This window comes from Micromonospora sp. Utrum1, assembly GCF_057197805.1.
Map to the genome: position 1 here is coordinate 986,215 of NZ_CM170071.1, position 21,766 is coordinate 1,007,980.

Sequence of the window (21,766 nt, forward strand, 5' to 3'; positions counted from 1 at the left end):
CCTACCGGTCCGTCGCCTCGTCGAGCGCCGGGCCGCCGGCCCGCGGGTCCTCGACCCGGTCGGTCAGCCCGGACTCGGCCGGCCCGGAGCCGGCCAGGGCCGCCTCGGCGCTGAGCGCCGCGCGCAGCACCTCGGCCTCGGTGCCGGTCACCGAGCGGGCGAAGCGCACCAGCGCGGCGTCCCGGCTGCCGCCGAGGTCGAGGGCGTCGAGCATGAGCTGGGCGATGTGCGCCTCGCGGGTGGCGGCGGGCCGGTAACGCCAGGCCCGCCCCTCCCGCTCGCGCTGCACCATGCCCTTGCCGGTGAGCCGGTCCAGCACGGTCATCACCGTCGTGTAGGCCAGCTCACGCCCGTCGAGGGCGTCGGCGACCTCGCGTACGGTCACGCCGTCCGACGTGGCGGGGACCGAGTCCCACAGCACGTCCATCACCGCACGTTCCAGATCACCGAGCCGAGTCACCCGCTAATCCTACCTCGCGTAGTAGAACGGACTCACACGCCCTTGGGGTGCCAGACGGTCTTGGTCTCCAGAAGCGTGGTCATCCGGGCGATGCCCGGGTCGGCGAACCAGTCGTGGTCGGCCGGAGCCGGCCGGAGCACCCGCTTGAGGTTCTCCGCGGCCTTGACCTCCAGCTCGGCGGCCAGTTCGGCGTCGGCGACCCCGGTCAGGTCGATGGCGTTGACGTCCATGTGCGCGGCCAGCGTCGGCACGGTCTCCGACAGCCGGCCGGTGAGGATGTTCACCACCCCGCCCGGCAGGTCGGAGGTGGCCAGCACCTCGGCCAGGGTCACCGCGGCCAGCGGCGCCGACGGGGAGGCGGCCACCACCACGGTGTTGCCGGTGACGATCGCCGGGGCGATCACGCTGACCAGGCCGAGCAGCGCCGGGGACTCCGGGGCCACCACGGCCACCACACCGGTCGGCTCCGGCGCGGACAGGTTGAAGTACGGCCCGGCCACCGGGTTCGCGCCGCCGTAGACCTGGGGGAGCTTGTCGGACCAGCCGGCGTACCAGACCCAGCGGTCGATGGCCGCGTCGACCTCGTCGGCGGGCGCGCCGAGGGCGACGAACTGGTCGCGCCGGCCCTCCAGCATCTCGGCGACCCGGTAGAGGATCTGACCGCGGTTGTACGCGGTCGCCCCGGCCCAGCCCTTCACGGCGGCCCGGGCGGCGACCACCGCGTCCCGCGCGTCCTTGCGGGAGGCCAGCGACACGTTGGAGTCCTGCACGAGATACGACCGTCCCGACTCGCTGCGCGGGAACTTCCCGCCGATGAAGAGCTTGTACGTCTTGCGTACCGCGACCCGCTCAGACATTGAGGTACGCCTCCAGCCCGTGCCGGCCGCCCTCGCGGCCGTAGCCCGACTCCTTGTAGCCGCCGAACGGCGAGGTGGGGTCGAACTTGTTGAACGTGTTGGCCCAGACCACGCCGGCGCGCAGCCGGTCGGCCGTCCACAGGATCCGGGAGCCCTTGTCGGTCCAGATCCCGGCCGACAGCCCGTACGGCGTGTTGTTGGCCTTCTCCACGGCCTCGGCCGGGGTGCGGAAGGTCAGCACGGACAGCACCGGGCCGAAGATCTCCTCGCGGGCGATCCGGTGCGCCTGGGTGACCCCGGTGAAGATGGTCGGCGCGAACCAGAAGCCGCGGTCAGGCAGCTCGCACGGCGGCGACCAGCGCTCGGCGCCCTCGGCGGCGCCGGCCTCCGACAGCTCCCGGATCCGGGCCAGCTGGGCGGCCGAGTTGATCGCGCCGATGTCGGTGTTCTTGTCCAGCGGGTCGCCCACCCGGAGCTGGGCCATCCGCCGCTTCAGCGACTCCAGCACCCGGTCGGCGACCGACTCCTGGACCAGCAGCCGGGAGCCGGCGCAGCAGACGTGCCCCTGGTTGAAGAAGATGCCGTTGACGATGCCCTCGACGGCCTGGTCGACCGGGGCGTCGTCGAAGACGATGTTGGCGGCCTTGCCGCCCAGCTCCAGGGTGAGCTTCTTGCGGGTGCCGGCGACCGCGCGGGCGATGGCCTTGCCGACCTCGGTGGAGCCGGTGAAGGCGACCTTGTCCACGCCCGGGTGCTCGACCAGCGCCCGGCCGGTCTCGCCGGCCCCGGTGACGATGTTGACCACGCCGGCCGGCAGGTCGGCCTGCTGGCAGATCTCGGCGAAGAGCAGCGCGGTCATCGGGGTGGTCTCGGCCGGCTTGAGCACCACGGTGTTGCCGGCCGCGAGCGCCGGGGCGATCTTCCAGGCCAGCATGAGCAGCGGGAAGTTCCACGGGATGACCTGCGCGGCCACGCCGAGGGGGCGCGGATTCGCGCCGAAGCCGGCGTGCTCCAGCTTGTCGGCCCAGCCGGCGTAGTAGAAGAAGTGCGCGGCGACCAGGGGCAGGTCGACGTCCCGGGACTCCTTGATCGGCTTGCCGTTGTCCAGCGACTCCAGCACGGCCAGCTCGCGGGAGCGCTCCTGGATGATCCGGGCGATCCGGAACAGGTACTTGGCCCGGTCCCGGCCCGGCATCGGACCCCAGACCTTCTGGTACGCCTCGCGGGCGGCGCGGACGGCGCGGTCCACGTCCTGGCTGCCGGCCTCGGCGATCTCGGCCAGCACCTCCTCGGAGGCCGGGTTGATCGACTTGAAGCTGCCGCCGTCGGTCGGGTCGACGAACTTGCCGTCGACGAAGAGCCCGTACGAGGGCTTGATGTCCACCACCGAGCGCGACTCGGGGGCGGGTGCGTATTCGAACATCGCGCTCAGTCCAGGGTGAAGTAGTCGGGGCCGGCGTAGACGCCGGTCGTCAGCTTGGTGCGCTGCATCAGCAGGTCGTTGAGCAGGCTGGACGCGCCGAACCGGAACCAGTCCGGGTCCAGCCAGTCGGGGCCGACGGTCTCGTTGACCATGACCAGGTACTTGATCGCGTCCTTGGTGGTCTTGATGCCGCCGGCCGGCTTCACGCCGACCTGCCGCCCGGTGGCGGCGCGGAAGTCGCGGACCGCCTCCAGCATCACCAAAGTCACCGGCAGGGTGGCCGCGACCGGGACCTTGCCGGTGGAGGTCTTGATGAAGTCGCCGCCGGCCAGCATGGCCAGCCAGGAGGCGCGGCGCACGTTGTCGTAGGTCGCCAGCTCGCCGGTCTCCAGGATCACCTTGAGGTGAGCGTCGCCGCAGGCCTCCTTGGTGGCCACGATCTCGTCGTAGACCTCCTTGTAGCGGCCGGCCAGGAAAGCGCCCCGGTTGATCACCATGTCGATCTCGTCCGCGCCGGCCTCGACGGCCGCCCGGGTGTCGGCGAGCTTGACCTCCAGGGGGGCCTGGCCGGACGGGAAGGCGGTCGCCACGCTGGCCAGGTGCACGCCCGAGCCGCGCAGCACCTCGGCCACGTACGGGACCATCGCCGGATAGACGCAGACGGCGCCGACGTGCGGGCAGGACGGGTCGGCCGGGTCGGGACGCAGCGCCTTGGCGGCGAGCGCCCGCACCTTGCCGGGGGTGTCGGCCCCTTCGAGGGTGGTCAGGTCGACCATCCGGATCGCCAGGTCGATGGCCTGCGCCTTGGCGGTGGTCTTGATGGAGCGGGTGCCGAGCTGTGCCGCCCGCTGCTCCGCGCCGACCTGGTCCACGCCGGGCAGGCCGTGCAGGAAGGTCCGCAGAGCGGTCTCGGATCGTCCCAGCTCGGAGAGCTCCGACCGGGCCGACGTCGCTGTCGCCGTCATGCCCCGAATACTACGCACTCGCGAGTGCCGTGATCTTGGTCACGCCGGCCCGTCCGGCGGCCCACACGTGAGCGGCGTCGCTGGTCCGCCCGCACCCGCGATGCGCCCGCCCCCGGACCGGTAGGTTGAGCGATCGTGGACGTACACGTCATTGACCACCCGCTCGCCCAGGCGCGGCTGACCGCCATGCGGGACGCCCGGACCGACTCCGCGTCGTTCCGGGCCGCGCTGCACGAACTCACCACCATGCTGGTGTACGAGGCCGCGCGCTCGTTCCCCGTCGAGAGGTACCCGGTGCAGACCCCGGTCACCGCCACCGAGGGCACCCGGCTGGCGAACCCGCCGCTGCTGGTTCCGGTGCTGCGGGCCGGTCTCGGCATGGCCGACGCCGCGCTCGGCCTGCTGCCCGAGTCGTCGATGGGCTTCGTCGGCTTGGCCCGCGACGAGGAGACGTACGAGCCGCGGCCGTACATGGAGTCGCTGCCCCGCGACCTGAGCGGCCTGCCGGTGCTGGTGCTCGACCCGATGCTGGCCACCGGCGGCTCGCTGGAGCACGGCTGCCGGCTGCTCGCCGACCGCGGCTGCACCGACATCACGGTGCTCTGCGTCCTCGCCGCGCCGGTCGGCATCGAGCGACTGGAGCGCTCCGGGCTGCCGTTGCGCCTGGTCACCGCCGCGATCGACGAGGGCCTCAACGACCGGATGTTCATCGTCCCGGGCCTCGGCGACGCCGGGGACCGCCAGTTCGGCGGCATGCCCCGCTTCTGATCCCCGGACCGGCCCGTCGGCAGCGCCGGCGGGCCGCCGGGCTACGGACACGGCGAGTCCGTGCGCGGGGTGCGTCCAGCCGCTAGCGTCTCGGGCCATGACTGGTGTTGCGCTCGCCGAAGAGCTGCTGCTGCTCGCCTATGACGACGAAACCGGCAAGGCGACCATGCCGCGGATCAGCCTGGACCTGGGGATGGCCGCCGCCGTGCTGGTCGAGCTGGCCCTGGCCGGCCGGATCGCGTACGCCGACGGGAACCTGGCCGTGCTCGACCCGGCGCCGACCGGCGAGCCCATCGCCGACGAGGTCCTCGGCCGGATCGCCGCCGACACCCCGCACACCCCGTCCTCGTGGGTGCAGCGGCTGCGGCACGGCCTGCGCGACCGGATCCTCGGCGACCTCTGCGGCCGGGGCGTGGTGCGGGACGTCGACGAGACCGAGCTGGGCTTCATCCACGTGCACCGCTACCCCGTCGCGGACGCCTCGGTGGAGGCCGACATCCGGCAGCGGCTGGCCGACGCGCTGACCGTCGGGCAGATCCCCGACGAGCGGACCGCCGCGCTCGCCACCCTGGTCGCGGTGCTGCGGATGGAGCCGGCGCTCCGCCTGACCGGCACCGCCGCCGACGACGCCGGCAAGCGCCTGGCGGAGATCGCCAGCGGCGCCGGCTTTTCCGGCACGGTGAGCCTCGACGACAGCGTCGTCCGCCCCTCGGTGAGCCTGGTCATCGCCGCCCTGGCCCAGGCGGTGGACGCCGCCCTGGGCAAACGCCCCTGACCGTCCCCCGTCCCACCCGCCCACGCCCCGGTGATCATGAAGTTAGCGGCGGCGGAAACCGCTTCTCTGCCGCTAACTTCATGATCAACGCGGGGACGGGCGCGGGTCAGAGGCCGAGGGCTTTGGCGATCTCGTTGCGGAGTTCCGTCACTGCGGCCTGGGCGCGGCGGCGGGCCGCGGGGACGTCGCCGTCCGTCACCGGCTCCACCACCTCCAGGTACGCCTTGAGCTTCGGCTCGGTGCCGGAGGGGCGGATCACCACCCGGGCGGCGTCGGTCCGCAGGATCACCACGTCCGCCTCGGGGAGCAGGTCGAGCGTCCCGGTGACCGGGTGCCCGAGCAGGGCGGTCGGGGTGGCCGCCCGGATCTGGGCCATGGCATCCGCGATCACCCGTAGGTCCTCCACCCGGACCGAGAGCTGGTCGGTGTGGTGCACGCCGAACTCGGCGGCCAGCTCGTCCAGCCGGTCGCTCAGCGTCCGGCCCTCCGCCTTGAGGCCGGCGGCCAGTTCGGCGACGGTCAGCGCGGCCGTGATGCCGTCCTTGTCCCGGACGTGCTCCGGCGCGACGCAGTAGCCGAGCGCCTCCTCGTAGCCGAAGACCAGCGGCTCCCGGCCACCACCGGCCCGCACGATCCACTTGAACCCGGTCAGCGTCTCGTCGTAGGGCAGCCCCCGGGCCGCGGCCATGGCCCGGAGCAGGGTCGAGGAGACGATCGTGGTGGCGTAGAGGCCGGTCACCCCGCGCCGCATGAGGTGGTCGGCGAGCAGCGCGCCCACCTCGTCGCCGCGCAGCATCCGCCAGCCCCCGTCCGCCGGCACGGCCACCGCGCACCGGTCCGCGTCCGGGTCGTTGGCGATGGCGATGTCCGCGCCGGTGCTGCCGGCCAGCGCGACCAGCTTGTCGACCACGCCCGGCTCCTCCGGGTTGGGAAAGCTGACCGTCGGGAAGGCCGGGTCCGGCTCGGCCTGCTCGGGCACCACGCCGGGCGTCGCGAAACCGGCCCGGGCGAACGCGGCGGTCAGCACCGCGGCGCCCACCCCGTGCAGCGGCGTGTACGCCACCTTCAGGTCCCGCGGCCCGGCCGGGTCGACCACCGCGGCGGCCCGCTCGACGTACCCGGTGATCAGGTCGTCGCCGAGCACCTGGCCGGGCAGGCCGAGCGGCACCTCGGCCAGCGGGCCGACCGCCCGGATGGCCGCCTCGATGCCGGCGTCGGCCGGCGGCACGATCTGCGCGCCCGCGCCCAGCACCCCGCCGAGCTGCGCACCCAGGTAGACCTTGTAGCCGTTGTCCTGCGGCGGGTTGTGGCTGGCCGTGACCATCACCCCGGCCACGGCGCCCAGGTGGCGCACCGCGAAGGCCAGCACCGGAGTGGGCAGCGGGCGGGGCAGCAGCAGCGCCTGGCGACCCGCGCCGGTGGCCACCTGGGCGGTGCGCTCGGCGAAGGCCAGCGAGCCGCGCCGGGCGTCGTACCCGATCACCAGCGGGCCCTCGCCGCCCTGAGCGGCGAGCCAGCCGACCAGCCCGGCGGCGGCCTGGGTCACCACCGCGAGGTTCATCCCGTTCGGGCCGGCCCGCAGCGGGCCGCGCAGCCCGGCGGTGCCGAAGGCCAGCGGGCCGGCGAACCGGTCGGCCAGCTCCGGCGCGGTGCCCGGCAGCGCGGCGAGGACGGCGCGCAGCTCGTCCCGGTCGGCCGGGTCGGGGTCGTCGTCGAGCCAGCGCTCGGCCCGGGCGCGAAGGTCGTCAAGGTCAGTGGTTTCCGCCGCCATTGCCTCATGAAAGCACGGCGGCGGATCACCACTGCCCGTCGGCCTCGACTTCAGTTGGCCCCGGTGAGCTGGAACGAGCGGGCCATCGCCTCGAAGATCGGCTTGCTCGCGGCGAAGTCGGCCTCGTTCGCGGTCAGGTAGAACGAGTAGACCTTGCCGTCCTGCACCACGCCGCGCCACATACCGTGCCGCTTGGCATCGCTGTCGCCGCAGGTGTATTCGAACTCCGCGGCCGGCTTGCCGGCCAGCGTCGGCTCGGTCATCGCCAGCTGCTCATAGGGCTTGGCGCAGGACTTGCTCTTGTCGCGCAGGTTGCGGGAGGCGAACTCGGCCCAGCTGATCGAGGTCCCGTTCCACTCCTCGGCGAGGACGCGCACCTTGCGGCCCTCGGTCTGCGGGTCGACGAAGTCGACGAAGACCCCGCCGGTCTTGCGATCCCAGCCCTTCGGCACCTGGAGGGTGACGCCCTTGACGGACTGCTCCTGCATCTCCACCGGCGGAGCCTCGGCGGACGACGAGGGCAGCGTGCCCACGATCGGCGGGGGCGCGTCGTCGCCGCCGCTGGTCAGCGCGATCACGCCGACCAGGAGCAGCACGGCCACGCCACCGGCGGCGGCGAGCTGGACCTTGCGCGGCCAGCCCTTCACCCGGTCGACGAGTTGGCCGCCGACACCCTTGGCCCGGCCGAGCGCGCCGTCGCCGGCCGGCGGGGCGGCCGGGGTGGTCGTCCAGGGCTGGCCGGTGCCCGGCACCGACCACTGGTTGCCGCCGTAGACCGGTTGGGTGGCCTCGGCGCCTCGCCCGTAGACGGGCTGGGTGGCGTCGGGGTGGCCGGCGGGCACCCGCTGGGTGGCGTCCGGCCCGGCGGTGTGACCGAGCCGCTGGGTGGCGTCCGGCGAGATGCGCTGCGTGGCCTCCGGCGGCCCGCCCGGTCCGGACATCGCCCCGGTGGGGGTGTGCAGCGGGCCGGCCAGCGCGTCGGCGCTGGTCTCGTCGAGCGCGGCGCCGCCCGCAGCCGCCGAGGAGCCGGGACGCTCGCCGCGGCGCAGGGCGGCGAGCCGGTCGGTCAGCGACTCGCCGGGGGCGATCATCGCCGGGCCGCCGATCTGCCCGCTCGGCTTCGGCTCGATGGCGGGCGGCGGCGTCGACGGCCGCTGCACGGGCACCACGGCGTACGGGTCGGTGACCGAGTTGACCGCGGTGGCGGTGCTGGTCAGCGGGCCGGCGAGCAGCTCGCGGAGCATGCCCCGGGCGGTGTGCACGTCCAGCCGGCGGGCCGGGTCCTTCTCCAGCAGGCCCATCAGCACCCGGGTCAGCGGGCCGCTGCGCTGCGGGGTGGCCGGCGGGTCCTCGACCACCGCGTGCATGGTCTCGATCGGGTCGCCCTTGTCGAACGGGGGACGCCCCTCCACCGCGGTGTAGAGCGTCACGCCGAGCGAGAAGAGGTCGCTGGGCGGGCCGAACTCCTGGCCCATGGCCCGCTCGGGGGAGATGAAGTGCGGCGAGCCGAGCACCATGCCGGGGGTGGTGAGCTGCACGTCGGTGGGCATCCGGGCCACGCCGAAGTCGGTCAGCACGCACCGGCCGTCGGAGCAGATGAGCACGTTGGCCGGCTTCACGTCGCGGTGCAGCACGCCGATCGCGTGCGCCACCTCCAGCGCGCCGAGCAGGGCGATGCCGATCTTGGCGACGGCGCGGGGCGCGACCGGCCCGTCCTCGATCACCATGTCGGCCAGGCTGCGGGCGTCCAGCAGCTCCATCACGATCCACGGGCGGCCACCCTCGGTGACCACGTCGTAGACCTGGACCACGGCGGGGTGCTGGATCGCCGCGGCGGCGCGCGCCTCGCGGAGGGTCCGTTCGTACATCGCGTCGCGGTCGCTGGGGGCGAGCCCCGGCGGGAGGACAACCTCCTTCACCGCCACGTCGCGGCGCAGCAGGGTGTCTGTCGCACGCCAGACCGTGCCCATGCCGCCGTTGCCCACCGGCGAGCGCAGCGAGTAGCGGTCACCGATGGTGGTGCCGGGTGCTGCGCGTCCAGTGGGGGGACTGGCCGGTCCGCCGCTCCACGTCGGGATCTGAGTCACAGAAAAGCCACCGGGGGATATCGAGGGGGCTGGGACACAACCCCCCTATCTTGCTGGTTCCGACGCCCGATGCGAAACCCGACGCGGCGGGCGTTTAACTACTCGACGGTATGTGTCCAGGTACTCACCTCCAGTCGATGGCCGCCCGCGCGGTGTGCCGTATCCCTCACCCAACGAACGGCGACCGCGTCCTACCATCCGGTAATGAGCGAAGCGCGGTCAAGCGAGTCGGGTTTCCCGATCAAGGGCGTCTACACGGCGGCCGACCTTCCGGAGCACCTGGACTCCCGGCTGGCCGGCCCGGGCGAATACCCGTACACCCGCGGGGTCTACCCCACGATGTACACCTCCCGCCCGTGGACCATGCGGCAGTACGCCGGCTTCGGCACCGCCACGGAGAGCAACGCGCGCTACCACCAGCTGCTGCGCGCCGGCACCATGGGCCTCTCCGTCGCCTTCGACCTGCCCACCCAGATGGGGTACGACTCCGACGACCCGATCGCGCACGGCGAGGTGGGCAAGGTCGGGGTCGCCATCGACTCCATCGAGGACATCCGGACGCTCTTCGACGGCATCCCGCTGGACAAGGTCTCCACCTCGATGACCATCAACGCGCCCGGCTCGGTGCTGCTCCTGCTCTACCAGCTCGTGGCGGAGGAGTCCGGGGTGCCGGGGTCGGCGCTCAACGGCACCATCCAGAACGACATCCTCAAGGAGTACATCGCCCGGGGGACGTACATCTTCCCGCCGAAGCCCTCGCTGCGCCTGGTCGCCGACACCTTCGCCTACTGCCGGGCCGAGGTGCCGAAGTGGAACACCATCTCCATCTCCGGCTACCACATGGCCGAGGCCGGCGCGTCCCCCGCGCAGGAGATCGCGTTCACCCTGGCCAACGGCGTGGAGTACGTCCGGGCGGCGCTCGCCGCCGGGCTGGCCGTGGACGACTTCGCGCCCCGGCTGTCGTTCTTCTTCGTGGCCCGCACCACGCTGCTGGAAGAGGTCGCCAAGTTCCGGGCGGCCCGGCGCATCTGGGCCCGGCTGATGCGCGACGAGTTCGGGGCGAAGGACCCGAAGTCGATGATGCTGCGGTTCCACACCCAGACCGCGGGCGTGCAGCTCACCGCCCAGCAGCCGGAGGTCAACCTGGTCCGGGTGGCGGTGCAGGGCCTCGGCGCGGTGCTCGGCGGCACCCAGTCGCTGCACACCAACAGCTTCGACGAGGCGATCGCGCTGCCCACAGAGAAGGCGGCCCGGTTGGCCCTGCGTACCCAGCAGGTGCTGGCGTACGAGACGGACCTGACCGCCACCGTCGACCCGTTCGCCGGCTCGTACGTGGTGGAGGCGATGACCGCCGAGCTGGAGACGGCCGCCGACGAGCTGATGCAGCGGGTCTTCGACCACGGTTCGGCGGTGGACGCCATCGAGGCCGGCTTCCAGAAGCGGGAGATCGAGCAGTCCGCGTACCGGATCGCCCAGGAGATCGACTCGGGTGAGCGGGTGGTGGTCGGGCTCAACCGGTTCCAGATCGACGAGGAGGAGCCGTACGAGCCGCTGCGGGTGGACCCGTCGATCGAGGTCGGCCAGGCGGAGCGGCTGGCCAAGCTGCGCGCCCAGCGGGACTCCGGTGCGGTCGAGCGCGCCCTGGCCGAACTGCGGGCCGCGGCCGAGGGCAACGCCAACGTGCTCTACCCGATGAAGGAGGCGCTGCGGGCCCGGGCCACGGTCGGCGAGGTGTGCGGGACGCTGCGCGACATGTGGGGGATCCACCGGCCGAGCGACCGGTTCTGAGTCGACCCGACGGCGGCCCCGCCGGCACCTCGCGGTGTCCGGCCCGGGCCGCCGTCGCGTTCCCGGCCCCCGCGCTGACCTGGGCGTACGCCTCGCGGCGGCGTACAGTCGATGGTCTCCCCGCAGGTGGCGGGGGCGGTGACGGCTCGGCGCGGATCCTCCCCGGGCGACGCCGCCCGGGCGCCGCTCCCCGGGTCGGTCGGCAGCGTGGCCGGGGCCGGCGCGCGTGTGCGGTTCCGGAATGCGGGTAACCCGCTCGGGTGAACGGGACGGACAGCCTGTGCGGTCGCACTTCGGGCCCGCATGTCACCGTGGGGAGTCGTCCGACAGCCGACCGTTGTCGCGCAATTGTCCGAGCGGCAGTTAATTGCCGCGACTAATGCGACAATTCGGAACGACGGCCCGGGATTTGGTGACCGTTGAATCGGTTACGCGTTGTAGGAGGTGTGGGGCAGATGACGGCGTTCGACCGCGATCTACCTGCTGTCCCGCAGATATTCGAGCCCTCTCACCAGGGCATTCGTGACGCTGCGCGGTCCGACCGCTACGCGAAAGATGTTGCGCAGCGTCACCGCCGGAGGTCTAGGCTGTCTGCTGTTCTCCCCGATGATCCATCCATCTCTAGTGATCGAGAATTCGACGTGACGAGTGCGTTGACGCTGCCCCCGGGCGGCCCGCTGGCGTCGTCCTGGCCGGAGGCGCCGACCGGGTCCCAGCCCCTGCCCCTCGAGCTCGACCATCTGCTCGCCCTTCGGGTACCCGGCCTCATCGCGACCCGCCGTCACATCCACTCCCACCCCGAGCTGTCGGGCGAGGAGTTCGAGACGGCCGCACTGGTCCACCGCGAACTCTCCCTCGCCGGGCTGAAGCCGCGCCTGCTGCCCAAGGGCAACGGCGTCATCTGCGACATCGACGGGCGCCCGGACGGCCCGGTGATCGCGCTCCGCGCCGACATCGACGCGCTGCCGCTCAGCGACCCGAAGGACGTGCCGTACCGGTCCACGGTGGACGGCGTCTGCCACGCCTGCGGCCACGACGTGCACACCACCGTGATGCTCGGCGTCGGCATGCTGCTCGCCCAGCTCGCCGACCTCGGCCAGCTCGACGGCCGGGTGCGGCTCATCTTCCAGCCCGCCGAGGAGATCCTGCCCTGCGGCTCGCTGGAGGTCATCGAGGCCGGCGGCCTGGACGACGTCGTGCAGATCTTCGCCCTGCACTGCGACCCGAACCTGCCGGTCGGCAAGGTCGGCCTGCGGGTCGGCCCGATCACCGCCGCCGCCGACAACGTCACCGTCCGGCTCACCGGCCCCGGCGGACACACCGCCCGCCCGCACCTGACGGTCGACCTGGTCGACGCCCTCGGCCGGCTGGTCACCGAGGTGCCGACCCTGGTCAGCCGCCGGGTGCCGGCCAACAGCGGGCTGCTGCTGGTGTTCGGCCACGCCTCGGCCGGCACCCGCTACAACGTCATCCCCTCCGAGGCCTGCGCCGCCGGCACCCTGCGGGTGATGGACCGGGAGACCTGGGACCAGGCCCCGAAGATCGTGGCTCAGGTGGTGCGGGACGTGCTCGCCCCCACCGGCGCCACCGTCGACCTGGAATACCTGCGCGGCCGGCCGCCGGTCACCAACGACGCCCGGGCCATCGGCGTGCTCACCGCCGCCACCGCGGCCGCGCTCGGGCCGGAGGGCATCGCGGAGACCCCGCAGAGCATGGGTGGCGAGGACTTCTCCTGGTACCTGGAGCACGTGCCCGGCGCGCTCGCCCGCCTCGGCGTCGGCCGCAACGGGCCCAACGTGGACCTGCACCGGGCCTCGTTCGACGTGGACGAGCGCGCCATCCCGGTCGGCGTACGCCTCATGGTCCAGACCGCGCTGCGGGCACTGGCGGCGGTCCGCTAGGCACCGGACCGGCCGGTTCCGGCAGCGCCGGGCCGGCCGGCGGCGTACGGCGTGCGCGCCGGCGGGCCAGGGCCACCAGCAGCGCCACCGGCACCCCGATCGCCACCGCGAACGGCAGCACCGCGCCCAGCACCGTGAGCGCCACCCGCACCGCGCCCACGAACGCCGACCAGCCGCCGCGCAGACCGGCCAGGAAGCCGAGATCCGTCTCCTCCTCGGCGGCCACGGCCTCCGGGCCGACGAAGGTCACCGTGATCGTGGAGAGCGCGGTGAGGTCGGCGAGCCGGCGCTTCTTCGCCTCCAGCGAGGCGAGATCCGCCTCCCGGCGGCCCACCTCGTTCTCCAGCGTGACCAGGTCGCTGATCGAGGTGGCCCGGGCCAGCAGCCGCCGGGCGCTGTCCACCCGGGCGCGCTGGGTGGCGATCCGGGCGTCCAGGTCCACGGTCTCCTCGGTGACGTCCTCGGTCCGCACCTCGCGCCGCTCCTGCTCACCGAGGTCGACCAGTGCCTCCAGCACCTTCGTGAATCGATCCGCGGGCACCCGCAGGATCAGCTCGGCCCGGGCGTCCGCCGAGTCGCTGTGGCGCTGGTCGCCGCCGACGAAGCCGCCGGCCCCGGTCACCACCGTGCTCGCCTCGCGGGCCGCCCGCTCCACGTCGTCCACCCGCACCTGGAGCGTTCCGGTGTAGATGATCGCCCGCTGGTCGACCCTCAGGTCCGCGCCGCCCGCGCCGGACTTCGCCTGCTCCGGTGCGGCCTGGTCCCGGGCGGCCTCCCCGCCCGCCGCCGCCTGCGGCTGTCCGGCCGTACCCGCGTTGTCGCTCCCGCCGTCACCCGCGCTGCAGGCCCCGGCGCCCAACAGCACCAGCAGCCCGGCCGCGGCGAGTGCCCGGCCCCGGCGGCGGCTGTCCCGTATCCTCATGTCCCCGCTCCGATCCTTCGGCGGTCCCCGCTGCGGGACCGATACGTCGGACGCGACGCGACACCGCGCCGGTTCCGGCAGACTGCGCTGAGGACGTCACGATTCGATAATCGAGGAGTCACGATGCAGGTCACCAAGTACGCCCACTCCTGCGTCCGGCTGGAGCACGACGGGGGAGTGCTGGTCGTGGACCCCGGAGTCTTCAGCGGACCCGAGGCGCTGGACGGGGTGGACGCGGTGCTGATCACCCACGAGCACCCGGACCACGTCAACGTCGAGGTGCTGACCCGGGCGCTGGACCGCCGGCCCGTCCCGGTGTACGGCCCGGCCTCGCTCGCCGGCGTGCTCGGCGACGCGGCCGAGGCGCTGACCGTGGTCACCCCGGGCGAGTCGTTCACCCCGGCCGGGGTGGCGGTCCGCACGTACGGCGGCCAGCACGCCGTCATCCACCCGGACATCCCCGTGGTCCCGAACGTCGGCTACCTGTTCAACGACGTCGTCTACCACCCGGGCGACGCGCTCGTCGTCCCCGACGACGTTCAGGTGGACACCCTCTTCGCCCCGATCCACGCGCCCTGGTCGAAGTTCTCCGAGGTGGTCGACTTCATCCGGGCGGTCGCGCCGCGGCGGGCGTTCGCGCTGCACGACGCGCTGCTCAACGACAACGGCTTCGCTGTGCTCGACCGGCAGTACTCCGCGCTGTCGAAGACCGAGTACCGGCGACTGGAACCGGGCACCCGGATCGACGCCTGAGCGGACATGGCCGGACCACCCCCCGACCTGGTCCAGCGGCTCTACGCGACGCCGCCGGACCGCTTCGTCACGGCCCGGGACGCCGCGGTTGCCGAGGCGCGCCGCGCCGGCGATCCGAAGGCCGCCCGGGAGATCGGCAAGCTGCGCCGGCCCACCGTGGCGGCCTGGCTGGTCAACCTGCTCGCCATCCGCCGCCCGGAGCTGGTCGCCGACCTGGCCCAGCTCGCCGAGTCGCTCCGCTCCGCCCAGCGCGAGCTGCGCGGCGGCCGGCTCCGCGAGCTCTCCGCGCAGCGCCGGGCCGTGGTGGGCGCCCTGGTCGCCGAGGTACGCAAGCTGGCCGCCGCCGAACCGGGCGCCCCGCCGGTCGGGAAGCTGCCGCTCGGTGAGGTCGAGGCGACGCTGAACGCGGCGCTCTCCGACACCGAGGTGGCCGAGCAGGTACGCGCCGGCCGGCTGCTGCGTCCCAGCCACTACGCCGGGTTCGGCGAGGTGCCCCGGCCGCAGTTGCGGCTGGTCACCGGAGGCGGGGAGGAGGAGCCCGCCGTACCGGAACGGGCGGCCGAGCGGGCCGAGGCCCGGCGGACGCGCGACGAGCGGGCCGCCGAGCGGGCGGCGCGGGCCGAGCGGGCGAAGCGCCGCCGGGCCGTGGAGCGCGAGCTGGCGAAGGCCCGCGACGAGCAGGACCGGGCCGAGGCGGAGCTGACCGAGGCCACCGGCGCGGAACGGGACGGCGTGGCGACGCTGGACCGGATCGAGACCGAGCTGGCCGAGCTGGAACGCCGCCGCGCCGTCGCCGAGCAGGAGCTGAGCCGGGCCAAGCTGGCCCGCCGGGGCGCGGAACGGTCGCTCACCGCCGCCCGCCGGCGCACCGGTGAGGTGGAGGCCGCGTTGGAGGCGCTGGACGCCGAAGAGGGGGATGCCGCGGAGGGTGGCGACGAGGCAGACTGACCGTGATGGATGACCACGGTGGACGGACGGTGGGGGGCCGCCGATGACCCCGGAGCAGGTCGCCGCCGCCAGCAAGCCGCTGGTGCTGGAGCTCGGGGAGGCGTTCTCCCGCTGCCCGTCGACGCTGCGCCGGGCTCGGCTGCTCGGCATCTCCGGCTGGGCCTTCTACATCACCGGCCGGGCCGGCGCGCTCGGCGACGTCCGCGCCGAGACGGTCGCCGCCGCGCTCGGGTTCATCGCCCCGGAGGCGGTCGCCGACGGCTGGGACGCCGCCGTGCGGACCGTACCTCCGCTGGAGGTGGCGGGCGCGAACCTGGCCGAGTGCTGCCGGTGGGGCGGCACCCACCTCGGCGACGCTCCGGAGACCGCACGCCTCGCCGGGCTGCTGGGCCGGGCGGTCGACGCGGCGGACGGCAGCGGGATGCCGCTCTTCGCCGCCTGGCGGGCCATGCCCGTCGACGACCCCGCGCCGGGCGCCCGGGCCGCCGTCGCGCTGCTGTTGCTCCGCGAGCACTTCGCCGGGGCTTACCTGCTGGCGGTGCGGGCCGCCGGGATGACCCCGCTGGAGGCGGTGCTGGCCGGGCCGGAGGGGGACGCCGGGGCCGCCGCCTGCGGCTGGTCACCGCCGTACCCGCCGGTCGGGCCACTGGTGCGGCGGCGGCTCTGGGCCGAGGCGGTGACCGACCGGCTGGTCTCTCCGGCGTTCCGGGCGCTCGGCCCCGGCGAGGGCGCGGAACTGCTCAACCTGCTCACCGCCGCCCGGTCGCACGTCCGTGGCGGATAAATGGGGAGCGCGGTCGCCGGGGCGGCTGCCAGGATCTGCCGCGTGACGCTTCCCGCCGGCTGGACGGTCCGCCGCCCCACCCTCGACGACGTGCCCGCGATCCTGGCGGTGGTGCACGCCGCCGACACCTTCGCCGTCGGCTACCCCGACTTCGACGCCGAGGACGTCCGGGACGCCCTGACCGCGCCCTTCGTCGACCCGGCCCGCGACTCCTGGCTGGTCACCGACCCGGAGGGCGTCGCCGTCGGCTGGACGATCCTGAGCAACCCGACCGGGGTGGGCCGGGAGTGGGTCGAGGTCTACGTCGACCCCGACCGGGGTGCCGACCTGCGCGCCCCGCTGCTGGCACGGCTGCTCGACCGGGTGGCCGAGCGGGCCGCCGAACGCGGCCTTCCCGCGCTCACCGCCCGGACCGGCGTCTTCGCGCCAGAGACCCGCTGGGCCGAGGAGCTGGCCGCGGCGGGCTTCACCCGCCTCAAGCGGTACATCCGGATGACCCGCTCGCTGGCCGACCTGCCCGCCGAGCCGACGCCCCCGGCCGGGGTCACCGTCCGGCCGCTGCGGGCCGACGACGAGGCCGACCTGCGGCTGTTCCACCGGATCTTCGACACCGCGTTCCGGGACACCCCCGACTACGAGCCGGTCGACTTCGACCGGTGGCGGGAGCAGCTCTCGTCGCACGACAAGACGTGGGACGAGTGGTTCGTGGCCGAGGTCGACGGGGAGCCGGCCGGCGCCCTGCAGTCCTCCGACCAGACGCTCGACCAGGACATGGGCTGGGTCCGGACGCTGTCGGTGCTGCCCGCGTACCGGCGGCGCGGGGTGGGGGCGGCGCTGCTGCGCCGGGCCTTCGCCGTCTACGCCGCGAAGGGCCGGGCCGGGGCCGGGCTCGGCGTGGACCTGGCCAACCCGACCACCCCGGTCACCCTCTACCGCTCCGTCGGGCTGACCGAGGCGCGCTGGACCGACATGTACCAGCGGAGCGTCCCCGCCGCGGGTGTGTGATAGGCGACCCGCCGCGGGGTCGCCGCCCGGCTGCGGATCCGGCCGGAGCAGACTGGAGCAGTGGGATACGCGCTACGCGGACGCGGTGCCGGTGGGGCGGGACCGCAGCTCGGTGACGTAGTCGTCCGGCGCGCCCGCCTTCTCCGCCGCGTTCGCGATCTCCGACAGGTACCACGACGTCGGCAGGCCGCCCTCGTAGCCGTCGAAGACGTAGACCCAGGCGGTCACGTCCCCGTCCAGGGTCGAGACGCGCACGGTCAGCTTCCGGTACGTCGCGGAGGTCACGCCCTCGATCTCGTCGAGCTGGGCCGCGTCGTACGGGTGGATGTCGTAGAGCGCCACGAAGACCCGGTCGCCCGGCGACTCGACGACCGTGCTGACCGAGCCCTCCCAGCCGATGACGTCCTCGCCCGCGAAGGTGAGCCGCCACCCCTCCAGCCAGCCGGTGTCCACCATCGGCGAATGCGGACAGTAGGCACGCATGCGGGCGGGATCCAGGTTTGAGCCGTAAGCGGCGTAAAGACGCACGGCGATGACGATAGCCCGGCGGGCGGGTGGGGGAGAATACGACGGTGCGTGTCGAGCACGACGGGGAGAAGAAAGTCACTGTGATCATTGATCGGGGGCGAGCGCGGTGAGCGCGAGGAGTGCAGCGGAGCGGAGCCCCGCAGTCGCGAACGAAAGGATGGCTCTGTGAGCCAGATCGTGATCATCGGCGGGGGTCCGGCCGGGTACGAGGCGGCGCTGGTGGCCGCCCAGCTGGACGCTGATGTCACCGTGGTCGAGGCGGAGGGGGCCGGCGGCGCCTGCGTGCTCTCCGACTGCGTGCCGTCCAAGACCTTCATCGCCAGCTCGGAGGTGGTCACCGGCTACCGGGACACCGAGGAGTTCGGCGTGCACTCCGACGGGCTGGAGGCGGTCACCGTCGACGCTCCGGCGGTGCACCAAAGGGTCAAGCGGCTCGCCCTGGCCCAGTCCGCCGACATCCACGCCAAGCTGATCAAGGCGGGGGTCGAGTTCGTCGCCGGCACCGCCCGGCTCGGCGAGGACACCCTCGGCCACACCCACCGGGTGATCGTCACCCCGGCCGACGGCGGCGAGGAGTACTCGATCGCCGCCACCACCGTGCTGATCGCCACCGGCTCCACCCCGCGCCAGCTCCCCACCGCCGTACCCGACGGCGAGCGCATCCTGACCTGGCGCCAGGTGTACGACCTGCCGGAGCTGCCCGAGCACCTGATCGTCGTCGGCTCCGGCGTGACCGGCGCCGAGTTCGCCAGTGCCTACCTGGCCATGGGGGTCGAGGTCACCCTCGTCTCCAGCCGGGACCGGGTCATGCCGCACGAGGACGCCGACGCCGCCTCGGCGATCGAGCGGGTGTTCCGCAACCGGGGCATGACCATCCTCAACAACTCCCGCGCCGAGGCGGTCCGGCGGATCGGCGACGGCGTCGAGGTGGTGCTCGCCGACGGCCGGGTGGTGGCCGGCTCGCACGCGCTGATCGCGGTCGGCTCGATCCCCAACACCGCCGACCTTGGCCTCACCGAGTACGGCGTCGAGCTGGCCCGGGGCGGCTACGTCACGGTGGACCGGGTCTCCCGGACCAACGTCCCCGGCATCTACGCGGCCGGCGACTGCACCGGGGTGCTGCTGCTGGCCAGCGTCGCCGCCATGCAGGGCCGGATCGCGATGTGGCACGCGCTCGGCGAGGCGGTCCGGCCGCTGCGGCTGCGTACCGTCGCGGCCAACGTCTTCACCGACCCGGAGCTGGCCACCGTCGGCGTCTCGCAGGACGAGGTGGACGCCGGCAAGGTGCCGGCCCGCCAGGTGATGCTGCCGCTCTCCGGCAACGCCCGGGCGAAGATGGCCGACCTGGCCGACGGCTTCGTCAAGCTCTTCTGCCGGCCCGCCAGCGGCCAGGTGATCGGCGGCGTGGTGGTGGCGCCGAAGGCCAGCGAGCTGATCCTGCCGATCACCATGGCGGTGGAGAACAACCTCACCGTCAACGAGCTGGCCCAGACCATCACGATCTACCCGAGCCTGTCGGGCTCGATCACCGAGGCCGCCCGCCAGCTCATGCTCCACGAGCTGGAGTGACCTCCCGCTCCTGGGCCGGCACCGCCACCTCGACGAGGTGGCGGTGTTCCCAGCCTCGGGGCACCGCCACCTCGCCGATCTCGCGGCGGAGCAGGGTGCCGGCGACCACCGCGAGCAGGGCGACCTCGGCGAGGATGAGCAGGCGTTCGGCGAGGCCGATCAGCACCCGGTCACCGGGGTAGGCGGACCAGATCATCGCCGCGGCCAGCAGCAGGCTGGTCAGCGTGAGCCCGCGCAGCCAGCCGGCGGCCCGCCCGCCGAGCCGCCGGGCGAGCAGCCAGCCGGCGACCGGCAGGGCCAGGAAGGCCACGACCGAGGCGTACCGGTGCAGGTAGGCGGCGGTGTCCATGGGCAGCCCCGGCTCGTTGGTGGGCACCACCGCGGCGGCCACCAGACCGGCCGACCAGGCCACCAGCAGCGCCCGGCCGAGCCGGCCCGCGCCGGCCCGGCGCAGCGCCGGCAGGAGTACGACAGTGGCCGCCGCCAGTACGGCCATGGCCGTGTCGATGACGCCGCCCCGGTCGGAGACGGCGAAGTCGCTGACGGTCAGCGACCAGGGACTCAGGTCGTCGCTCACCTCGAGGTGACCGAGGACGGCGAGCACCGCCGCCAGGGCGATCCCGCCGAGCGCCAGCAGGCCGCTGTTCCGGGTTCCAGGCATGCCTCAGCCTGTCGCCGGAACCGCCCGAAACGGATCGGGGACCACCACCCACTTCGATCCCGGGGTCGCCCCCTACCGGCCGCTCGGGGTGGAAGGGAATCAGGCCACGTTGAGCTGGATGTTCCCGATCCGGGCGACCACGTCGAGATGCCCGCCGAGACCGTTCACGTAGGCCCTCAGCGTCTCGAGACTGGTGTTCTCCCCATTCTCGATCTGGCTGATCCTCGCCTGGGACAGCCCCGCGGCCTCAGCCAACTGGATCTGCGTCATGCCCAGCTGTTTGCGGATCTCGGCGAGTTGCGCACCGCTGACCGAGGCGAGCATCTGCTCCCGGAACTGTCCACGCCGAGCCGTGCGGTCAGGCTCGTCCCAGGCCGGGTCGATCTTCCTGGCCTTGGCCTTGACGTCTCGCCAGTTGGCTCCATCGGTCATCGCTGAGCTTCCTTCAGGCTGATGAGGTGCTCCTGGAATCGTGCGTCCGCCAGGGGGATGGCCGTCCGGTACCAACTCTGCCACTGTCCCGACTTGTCCCCGGCCACCAGGAACACGGCTTCCCGCAACGGATCGAAGGCAAAGATCATGCGTACCTCCGTCGGTCCGGCCGAACCGGGTCGTAGCTCCTTCATGTGATGGAACGTGCTGCCTTTCAGGCGGTCGACCAAGGGTCGCCCCAGTGCGGGGCCGTGCTCCCCGAGCAGGTCGATCGCTTCGCTGACGAGGTCAGCCGTGAGGGAATCGGTCCTGCACAGGTCTAGGAACCACGCTTCGCCTCCGGATGCAGTCTGATCTCCCACATGTCGTCAATATAAGGGCAGCTTATATTGCCTGCCGGTCGGACACACTGGGAGAGCGGAGAAGAGCGGGTCAGTCGACCGTTGCCTTGGCTTCGGGGCGGGCGTGGCGGGCGCTGATCACCGTCATGGCCCAGCCCGCCCCCGCGAACCCGGCCGCAGCCGCCCCTCCGATCAGCAGCAGCCGCCACGCCGACTCGGTCAGCGCGGCACCGCCGAGGTGGCCGACGAGCGTCCCGTACGCGGCCCAGGCCGTGGCCGCCGCCGCCTCGTAGAGGATGAAGAGGCGGTACGGGTAGCGACTGCGCCCGGCCGAGAAGCAGGCGGCCATCCGGCCCCCGGGCACGAACCGGCAGAGCAGGATCACCAGCGGCCCCGGTTCGCGTAGGCCACGGGTGACCCGGGCGGCGGCCCGGCGGGCCCGGCCCGGCGTCGCGTGTCGCGGTTCGCGGCGGGCCGGCGCGGTGCGGCCCAGCACGTAGCAGGCGAGGTCACCGGCGAAGACGCCGAGCGCCCCCACCGCGATGGTCAGCGGCAGGTTGAGCCCGCCGTAGACGGTCAGCGCCCCGCTGGTGATCATGACTACCTGAGTGGGCACCACCGGCACGAAGGCGTCGGCGACCAGCAGGGTGAGCAGCACCGCGTACGCCCAGGTGGGCGACGCGACGTCAGAGATGAATTCGGCCACGACCGCCACCTCGCCGGAGTTCCCCGTTCGACCGCACCGAGCTTGACGGCGTGTCCCGCGTCACCGCGAGCGGCCCTGCCCGGCGGTGACCGCCGACACCAGCAGGCCACCGGTGTTCAACGAGGCAGGGGCGCCGAATGTGACGAGCCGCCGAGGCGTCGCCGACCGCCGGAGCGGGCGGCGGATCGCCGATCCGCGGCGTACCGTTGTCGGCGCGCGGCTCCGGAGACGTCGGGTCCCCCGTTCCCGACGGACGGGCCGCCGCGGGTCGCCGGCAGGTCCCGTGCCGGCGACCCGCCCCCACCGCACCGCATCGAGGTGC

21 protein-coding genes are annotated in these 21,766 nt (G+C 73.4%); 9 read left to right on the plus strand and 12 right to left on the minus strand.

Annotated elements, in window-relative coordinates; genetic code table 11:
* Position 1: 1 nt before the first annotated feature.
* The 4 genes from AC0OLQ_RS04990 to deoC are packed head-to-tail and all read right to left on the minus strand — an operon-like array spanning position 2 to position 3,705.
* Positions 2-460 (minus strand): BlaI/MecI/CopY family transcriptional regulator, encoded by a 459-nt coding sequence (locus tag AC0OLQ_RS04990; protein WP_484530364.1) that lies wholly within the window; start codon positions 458-460, stop codon positions 2-4.
* Positions 461-492: 32 nt separating this feature from the next.
* Positions 493-1,317 carry an aldehyde dehydrogenase family protein gene (locus tag AC0OLQ_RS04995; protein WP_357335049.1) on the minus strand — a complete coding sequence of 275 codons (825 nt, stop codon included), beginning with the start codon at positions 1,315-1,317 and terminating at the stop codon, positions 493-495.
* Positions 1,310-2,740: an aldehyde dehydrogenase family protein gene (locus tag AC0OLQ_RS05000; RefSeq protein WP_484530365.1), complete on the minus strand. Its 1,431-nt coding sequence runs from the start codon at positions 2,738-2,740 to the stop codon at positions 1,310-1,312. The genes AC0OLQ_RS04995 and AC0OLQ_RS05000 overlap by 8 nt, the downstream gene beginning before the upstream one ends.
* Before the next feature lie 5 nt (positions 2,741-2,745).
* Entirely contained in the window at positions 2,746-3,705 is a 960-nt protein-coding gene (gene deoC / locus AC0OLQ_RS05005; RefSeq protein WP_484530366.1) for a deoxyribose-phosphate aldolase, read from the minus strand.
* Positions 3,706-3,840: 135 nt separating this feature from the next.
* Between deoC and upp the strand changes: the two genes are divergently transcribed.
* Positions 3,841-4,473 carry a uracil phosphoribosyltransferase gene (gene upp / locus AC0OLQ_RS05010; protein WP_484530367.1) on the plus strand — a complete coding sequence of 211 codons (633 nt, stop codon included), beginning with the start codon at positions 3,841-3,843 and terminating at the stop codon, positions 4,471-4,473.
* Between the two features lie 97 nt (positions 4,474-4,570).
* The gene (locus AC0OLQ_RS05015) at positions 4,571-5,248 is read left to right on the plus strand and encodes a GOLPH3/VPS74 family protein (RefSeq protein WP_484530368.1); all 678 of its coding nucleotides are present in this window, start codon (positions 4,571-4,573) and stop codon (positions 5,246-5,248) included.
* A gap of 106 nt (positions 5,249-5,354) precedes the next feature.
* Here the strand turns inward: AC0OLQ_RS05015 and AC0OLQ_RS05020 are convergent, their stop codons facing one another.
* Both AC0OLQ_RS05020 and AC0OLQ_RS05025 read right to left on the minus strand, forming a co-directional pair.
* The gene (locus AC0OLQ_RS05020) at positions 5,355-7,019 is read right to left on the minus strand and encodes a phospho-sugar mutase (RefSeq protein ID WP_484530369.1); all 1,665 of its coding nucleotides are present in this window, start codon (positions 7,017-7,019) and stop codon (positions 5,355-5,357) included.
* A 50-nt stretch (positions 7,020-7,069) separates the two neighbouring features.
* Positions 7,070-9,106: a serine/threonine-protein kinase gene (locus tag AC0OLQ_RS05025; RefSeq protein WP_484530370.1), complete on the minus strand. Its 2,037-nt coding sequence runs from the start codon at positions 9,104-9,106 to the stop codon at positions 7,070-7,072.
* 204 nt (positions 9,107-9,310) lie between these two features.
* Between AC0OLQ_RS05025 and AC0OLQ_RS05030 the strand changes: the two genes are divergently transcribed.
* Positions 9,311-10,894 carry an acyl-CoA mutase large subunit family protein gene (locus AC0OLQ_RS05030; protein WP_484530371.1) on the plus strand — a complete coding sequence of 528 codons (1,584 nt, stop codon included), beginning with the start codon at positions 9,311-9,313 and terminating at the stop codon, positions 10,892-10,894.
* Between the two features lie 641 nt (positions 10,895-11,535).
* Positions 11,536-12,795: an amidohydrolase gene (locus AC0OLQ_RS05035; RefSeq protein WP_357335070.1), complete on the plus strand. Its 1,260-nt coding sequence runs from the start codon at positions 11,536-11,538 to the stop codon at positions 12,793-12,795.
* Here AC0OLQ_RS05035 and AC0OLQ_RS05040 read toward each other — a convergent pair.
* Positions 12,752-13,717 (minus strand): DUF4349 domain-containing protein, encoded by a 966-nt coding sequence (locus AC0OLQ_RS05040; RefSeq protein ID WP_484530372.1) that lies wholly within the window; start codon positions 13,715-13,717, stop codon positions 12,752-12,754. The two genes, AC0OLQ_RS05035 and AC0OLQ_RS05040, sit on opposite strands and share 44 nt — an antisense overlap.
* A 123-nt stretch (positions 13,718-13,840) precedes the next feature.
* Between AC0OLQ_RS05040 and AC0OLQ_RS05045 the strand changes: the two genes are divergently transcribed.
* From AC0OLQ_RS05045 to AC0OLQ_RS05060, 4 genes are read left to right on the plus strand one after another with little or no spacing between them, the layout of a single operon-like run.
* Complete coding sequence (locus AC0OLQ_RS05045; protein WP_484530373.1) at positions 13,841-14,470, plus strand: MBL fold metallo-hydrolase; 630 nt, start codon at positions 13,841-13,843, stop codon at positions 14,468-14,470.
* A 6-nt stretch (positions 14,471-14,476) separates the two neighbouring features.
* A complete protein-coding gene (locus tag AC0OLQ_RS05050) occupies positions 14,477-15,418 on the plus strand; it encodes a hypothetical protein (RefSeq protein ID WP_357335078.1) in 942 nt (313 codons plus the stop codon).
* A gap of 43 nt (positions 15,419-15,461) precedes the next feature.
* On the plus strand, positions 15,462-16,202 hold the full coding sequence (locus AC0OLQ_RS05055; protein WP_484530374.1) for an SCO6745 family protein: 741 nt from the start codon (positions 15,462-15,464) through the stop codon (positions 16,200-16,202).
* 42 nt (positions 16,203-16,244) lie between these two features.
* Entirely contained in the window at positions 16,245-17,207 is a 963-nt protein-coding gene (locus tag AC0OLQ_RS05060; RefSeq protein WP_357335082.1) for a GNAT family N-acetyltransferase, read from the plus strand.
* A gap of 72 nt (positions 17,208-17,279) precedes the next feature.
* On the opposite strand, the gene AC0OLQ_RS05065 is transcribed toward AC0OLQ_RS05060, so the two are convergent.
* Positions 17,280-17,735: a gamma-glutamylcyclotransferase gene (locus tag AC0OLQ_RS05065; protein ID WP_357335085.1), complete on the minus strand. Its 456-nt coding sequence runs from the start codon at positions 17,733-17,735 to the stop codon at positions 17,280-17,282.
* A gap of 165 nt (positions 17,736-17,900) precedes the next feature.
* On the opposite strand from AC0OLQ_RS05065, the gene AC0OLQ_RS05070 reads away from it, so the two are divergent.
* The gene (locus AC0OLQ_RS05070) at positions 17,901-19,304 is read left to right on the plus strand and encodes an NAD(P)H-quinone dehydrogenase (protein ID WP_484530375.1); all 1,404 of its coding nucleotides are present in this window, start codon (positions 17,901-17,903) and stop codon (positions 19,302-19,304) included.
* On the opposite strand, the gene AC0OLQ_RS05075 is transcribed toward AC0OLQ_RS05070, so the two are convergent.
* The 4 genes from AC0OLQ_RS05075 to AC0OLQ_RS05090 all read right to left on the minus strand — a co-directional run bounded on the left by AC0OLQ_RS05075 (position 19,282) and on the right by AC0OLQ_RS05090 (position 21,444).
* A complete protein-coding gene (locus AC0OLQ_RS05075; RefSeq protein WP_484530376.1) occupies positions 19,282-19,965 on the minus strand; it encodes a DUF998 domain-containing protein in 684 nt (227 codons plus the stop codon). The two genes, AC0OLQ_RS05070 and AC0OLQ_RS05075, sit on opposite strands and share 23 nt — an antisense overlap.
* A 99-nt stretch (positions 19,966-20,064) precedes the next feature.
* Positions 20,065-20,397, minus strand: a complete 333-nt coding sequence (locus AC0OLQ_RS05080) for a helix-turn-helix domain-containing protein (RefSeq protein WP_484530377.1) — start codon at positions 20,395-20,397, stop codon at positions 20,065-20,067.
* The gene (locus AC0OLQ_RS05085) at positions 20,394-20,759 is read right to left on the minus strand and encodes a type II toxin-antitoxin system RelE/ParE family toxin (protein ID WP_484530378.1); all 366 of its coding nucleotides are present in this window, start codon (positions 20,757-20,759) and stop codon (positions 20,394-20,396) included. Before AC0OLQ_RS05085 ends, AC0OLQ_RS05080 begins: the two co-directional genes overlap by 4 nt.
* Before the next feature lie 70 nt (positions 20,760-20,829).
* A complete protein-coding gene (locus AC0OLQ_RS05090; RefSeq protein WP_484530379.1) occupies positions 20,830-21,444 on the minus strand; it encodes a DedA family protein in 615 nt (204 codons plus the stop codon).
* Positions 21,445-21,766: the final 322 nt, after the last annotated feature.

Excerpts from the sequence above, each read along its gene's own strand:
- AC0OLQ_RS04995 (WP_357335049.1), bottom strand. The coding sequence starts at position 1,317 with ATGTCTGAGCGGGTCGCGGTACGCAAGACGTACAAGCTCTTCATCGGC.
- AC0OLQ_RS05000 (WP_484530365.1), bottom strand. The coding sequence starts at position 2,740 with ATGTTCGAATACGCACCCGCCCCCGAGTCGCGCTCGGTGGTGGACATC.
- deoC (WP_484530366.1), bottom strand. The coding sequence starts at position 3,705 with ATGACGGCGACAGCGACGTCGGCCCGGTCGGAGCTCTCCGAGCTGGGA.
- AC0OLQ_RS05015 (WP_484530368.1), top strand. The coding sequence starts at position 4,571 with ATGACTGGTGTTGCGCTCGCCGAAGAGCTGCTGCTGCTCGCCTATGAC.
- AC0OLQ_RS05020 (WP_484530369.1), bottom strand. The coding sequence starts at position 7,019 with ATGGCGGCGGAAACCACTGACCTTGACGACCTTCGCGCCCGGGCCGAG.
- AC0OLQ_RS05030 (WP_484530371.1), top strand. The coding sequence starts at position 9,311 with ATGAGCGAAGCGCGGTCAAGCGAGTCGGGTTTCCCGATCAAGGGCGTC.
- AC0OLQ_RS05040 (WP_484530372.1), bottom strand. The coding sequence starts at position 13,717 with ATGAGGATACGGGACAGCCGCCGCCGGGGCCGGGCACTCGCCGCGGCC.
- AC0OLQ_RS05045 (WP_484530373.1), top strand. The coding sequence starts at position 13,841 with ATGCAGGTCACCAAGTACGCCCACTCCTGCGTCCGGCTGGAGCACGAC.
- AC0OLQ_RS05050 (WP_357335078.1), top strand. The coding sequence starts at position 14,477 with ATGGCCGGACCACCCCCCGACCTGGTCCAGCGGCTCTACGCGACGCCG.
- AC0OLQ_RS05055 (WP_484530374.1), top strand. The coding sequence starts at position 15,462 with ATGACCCCGGAGCAGGTCGCCGCCGCCAGCAAGCCGCTGGTGCTGGAG.
- AC0OLQ_RS05075 (WP_484530376.1), bottom strand. The coding sequence starts at position 19,965 with ATGCCTGGAACCCGGAACAGCGGCCTGCTGGCGCTCGGCGGGATCGCC.
- AC0OLQ_RS05080 (WP_484530377.1), bottom strand. The coding sequence starts at position 20,397 with ATGACCGATGGAGCCAACTGGCGAGACGTCAAGGCCAAGGCCAGGAAG.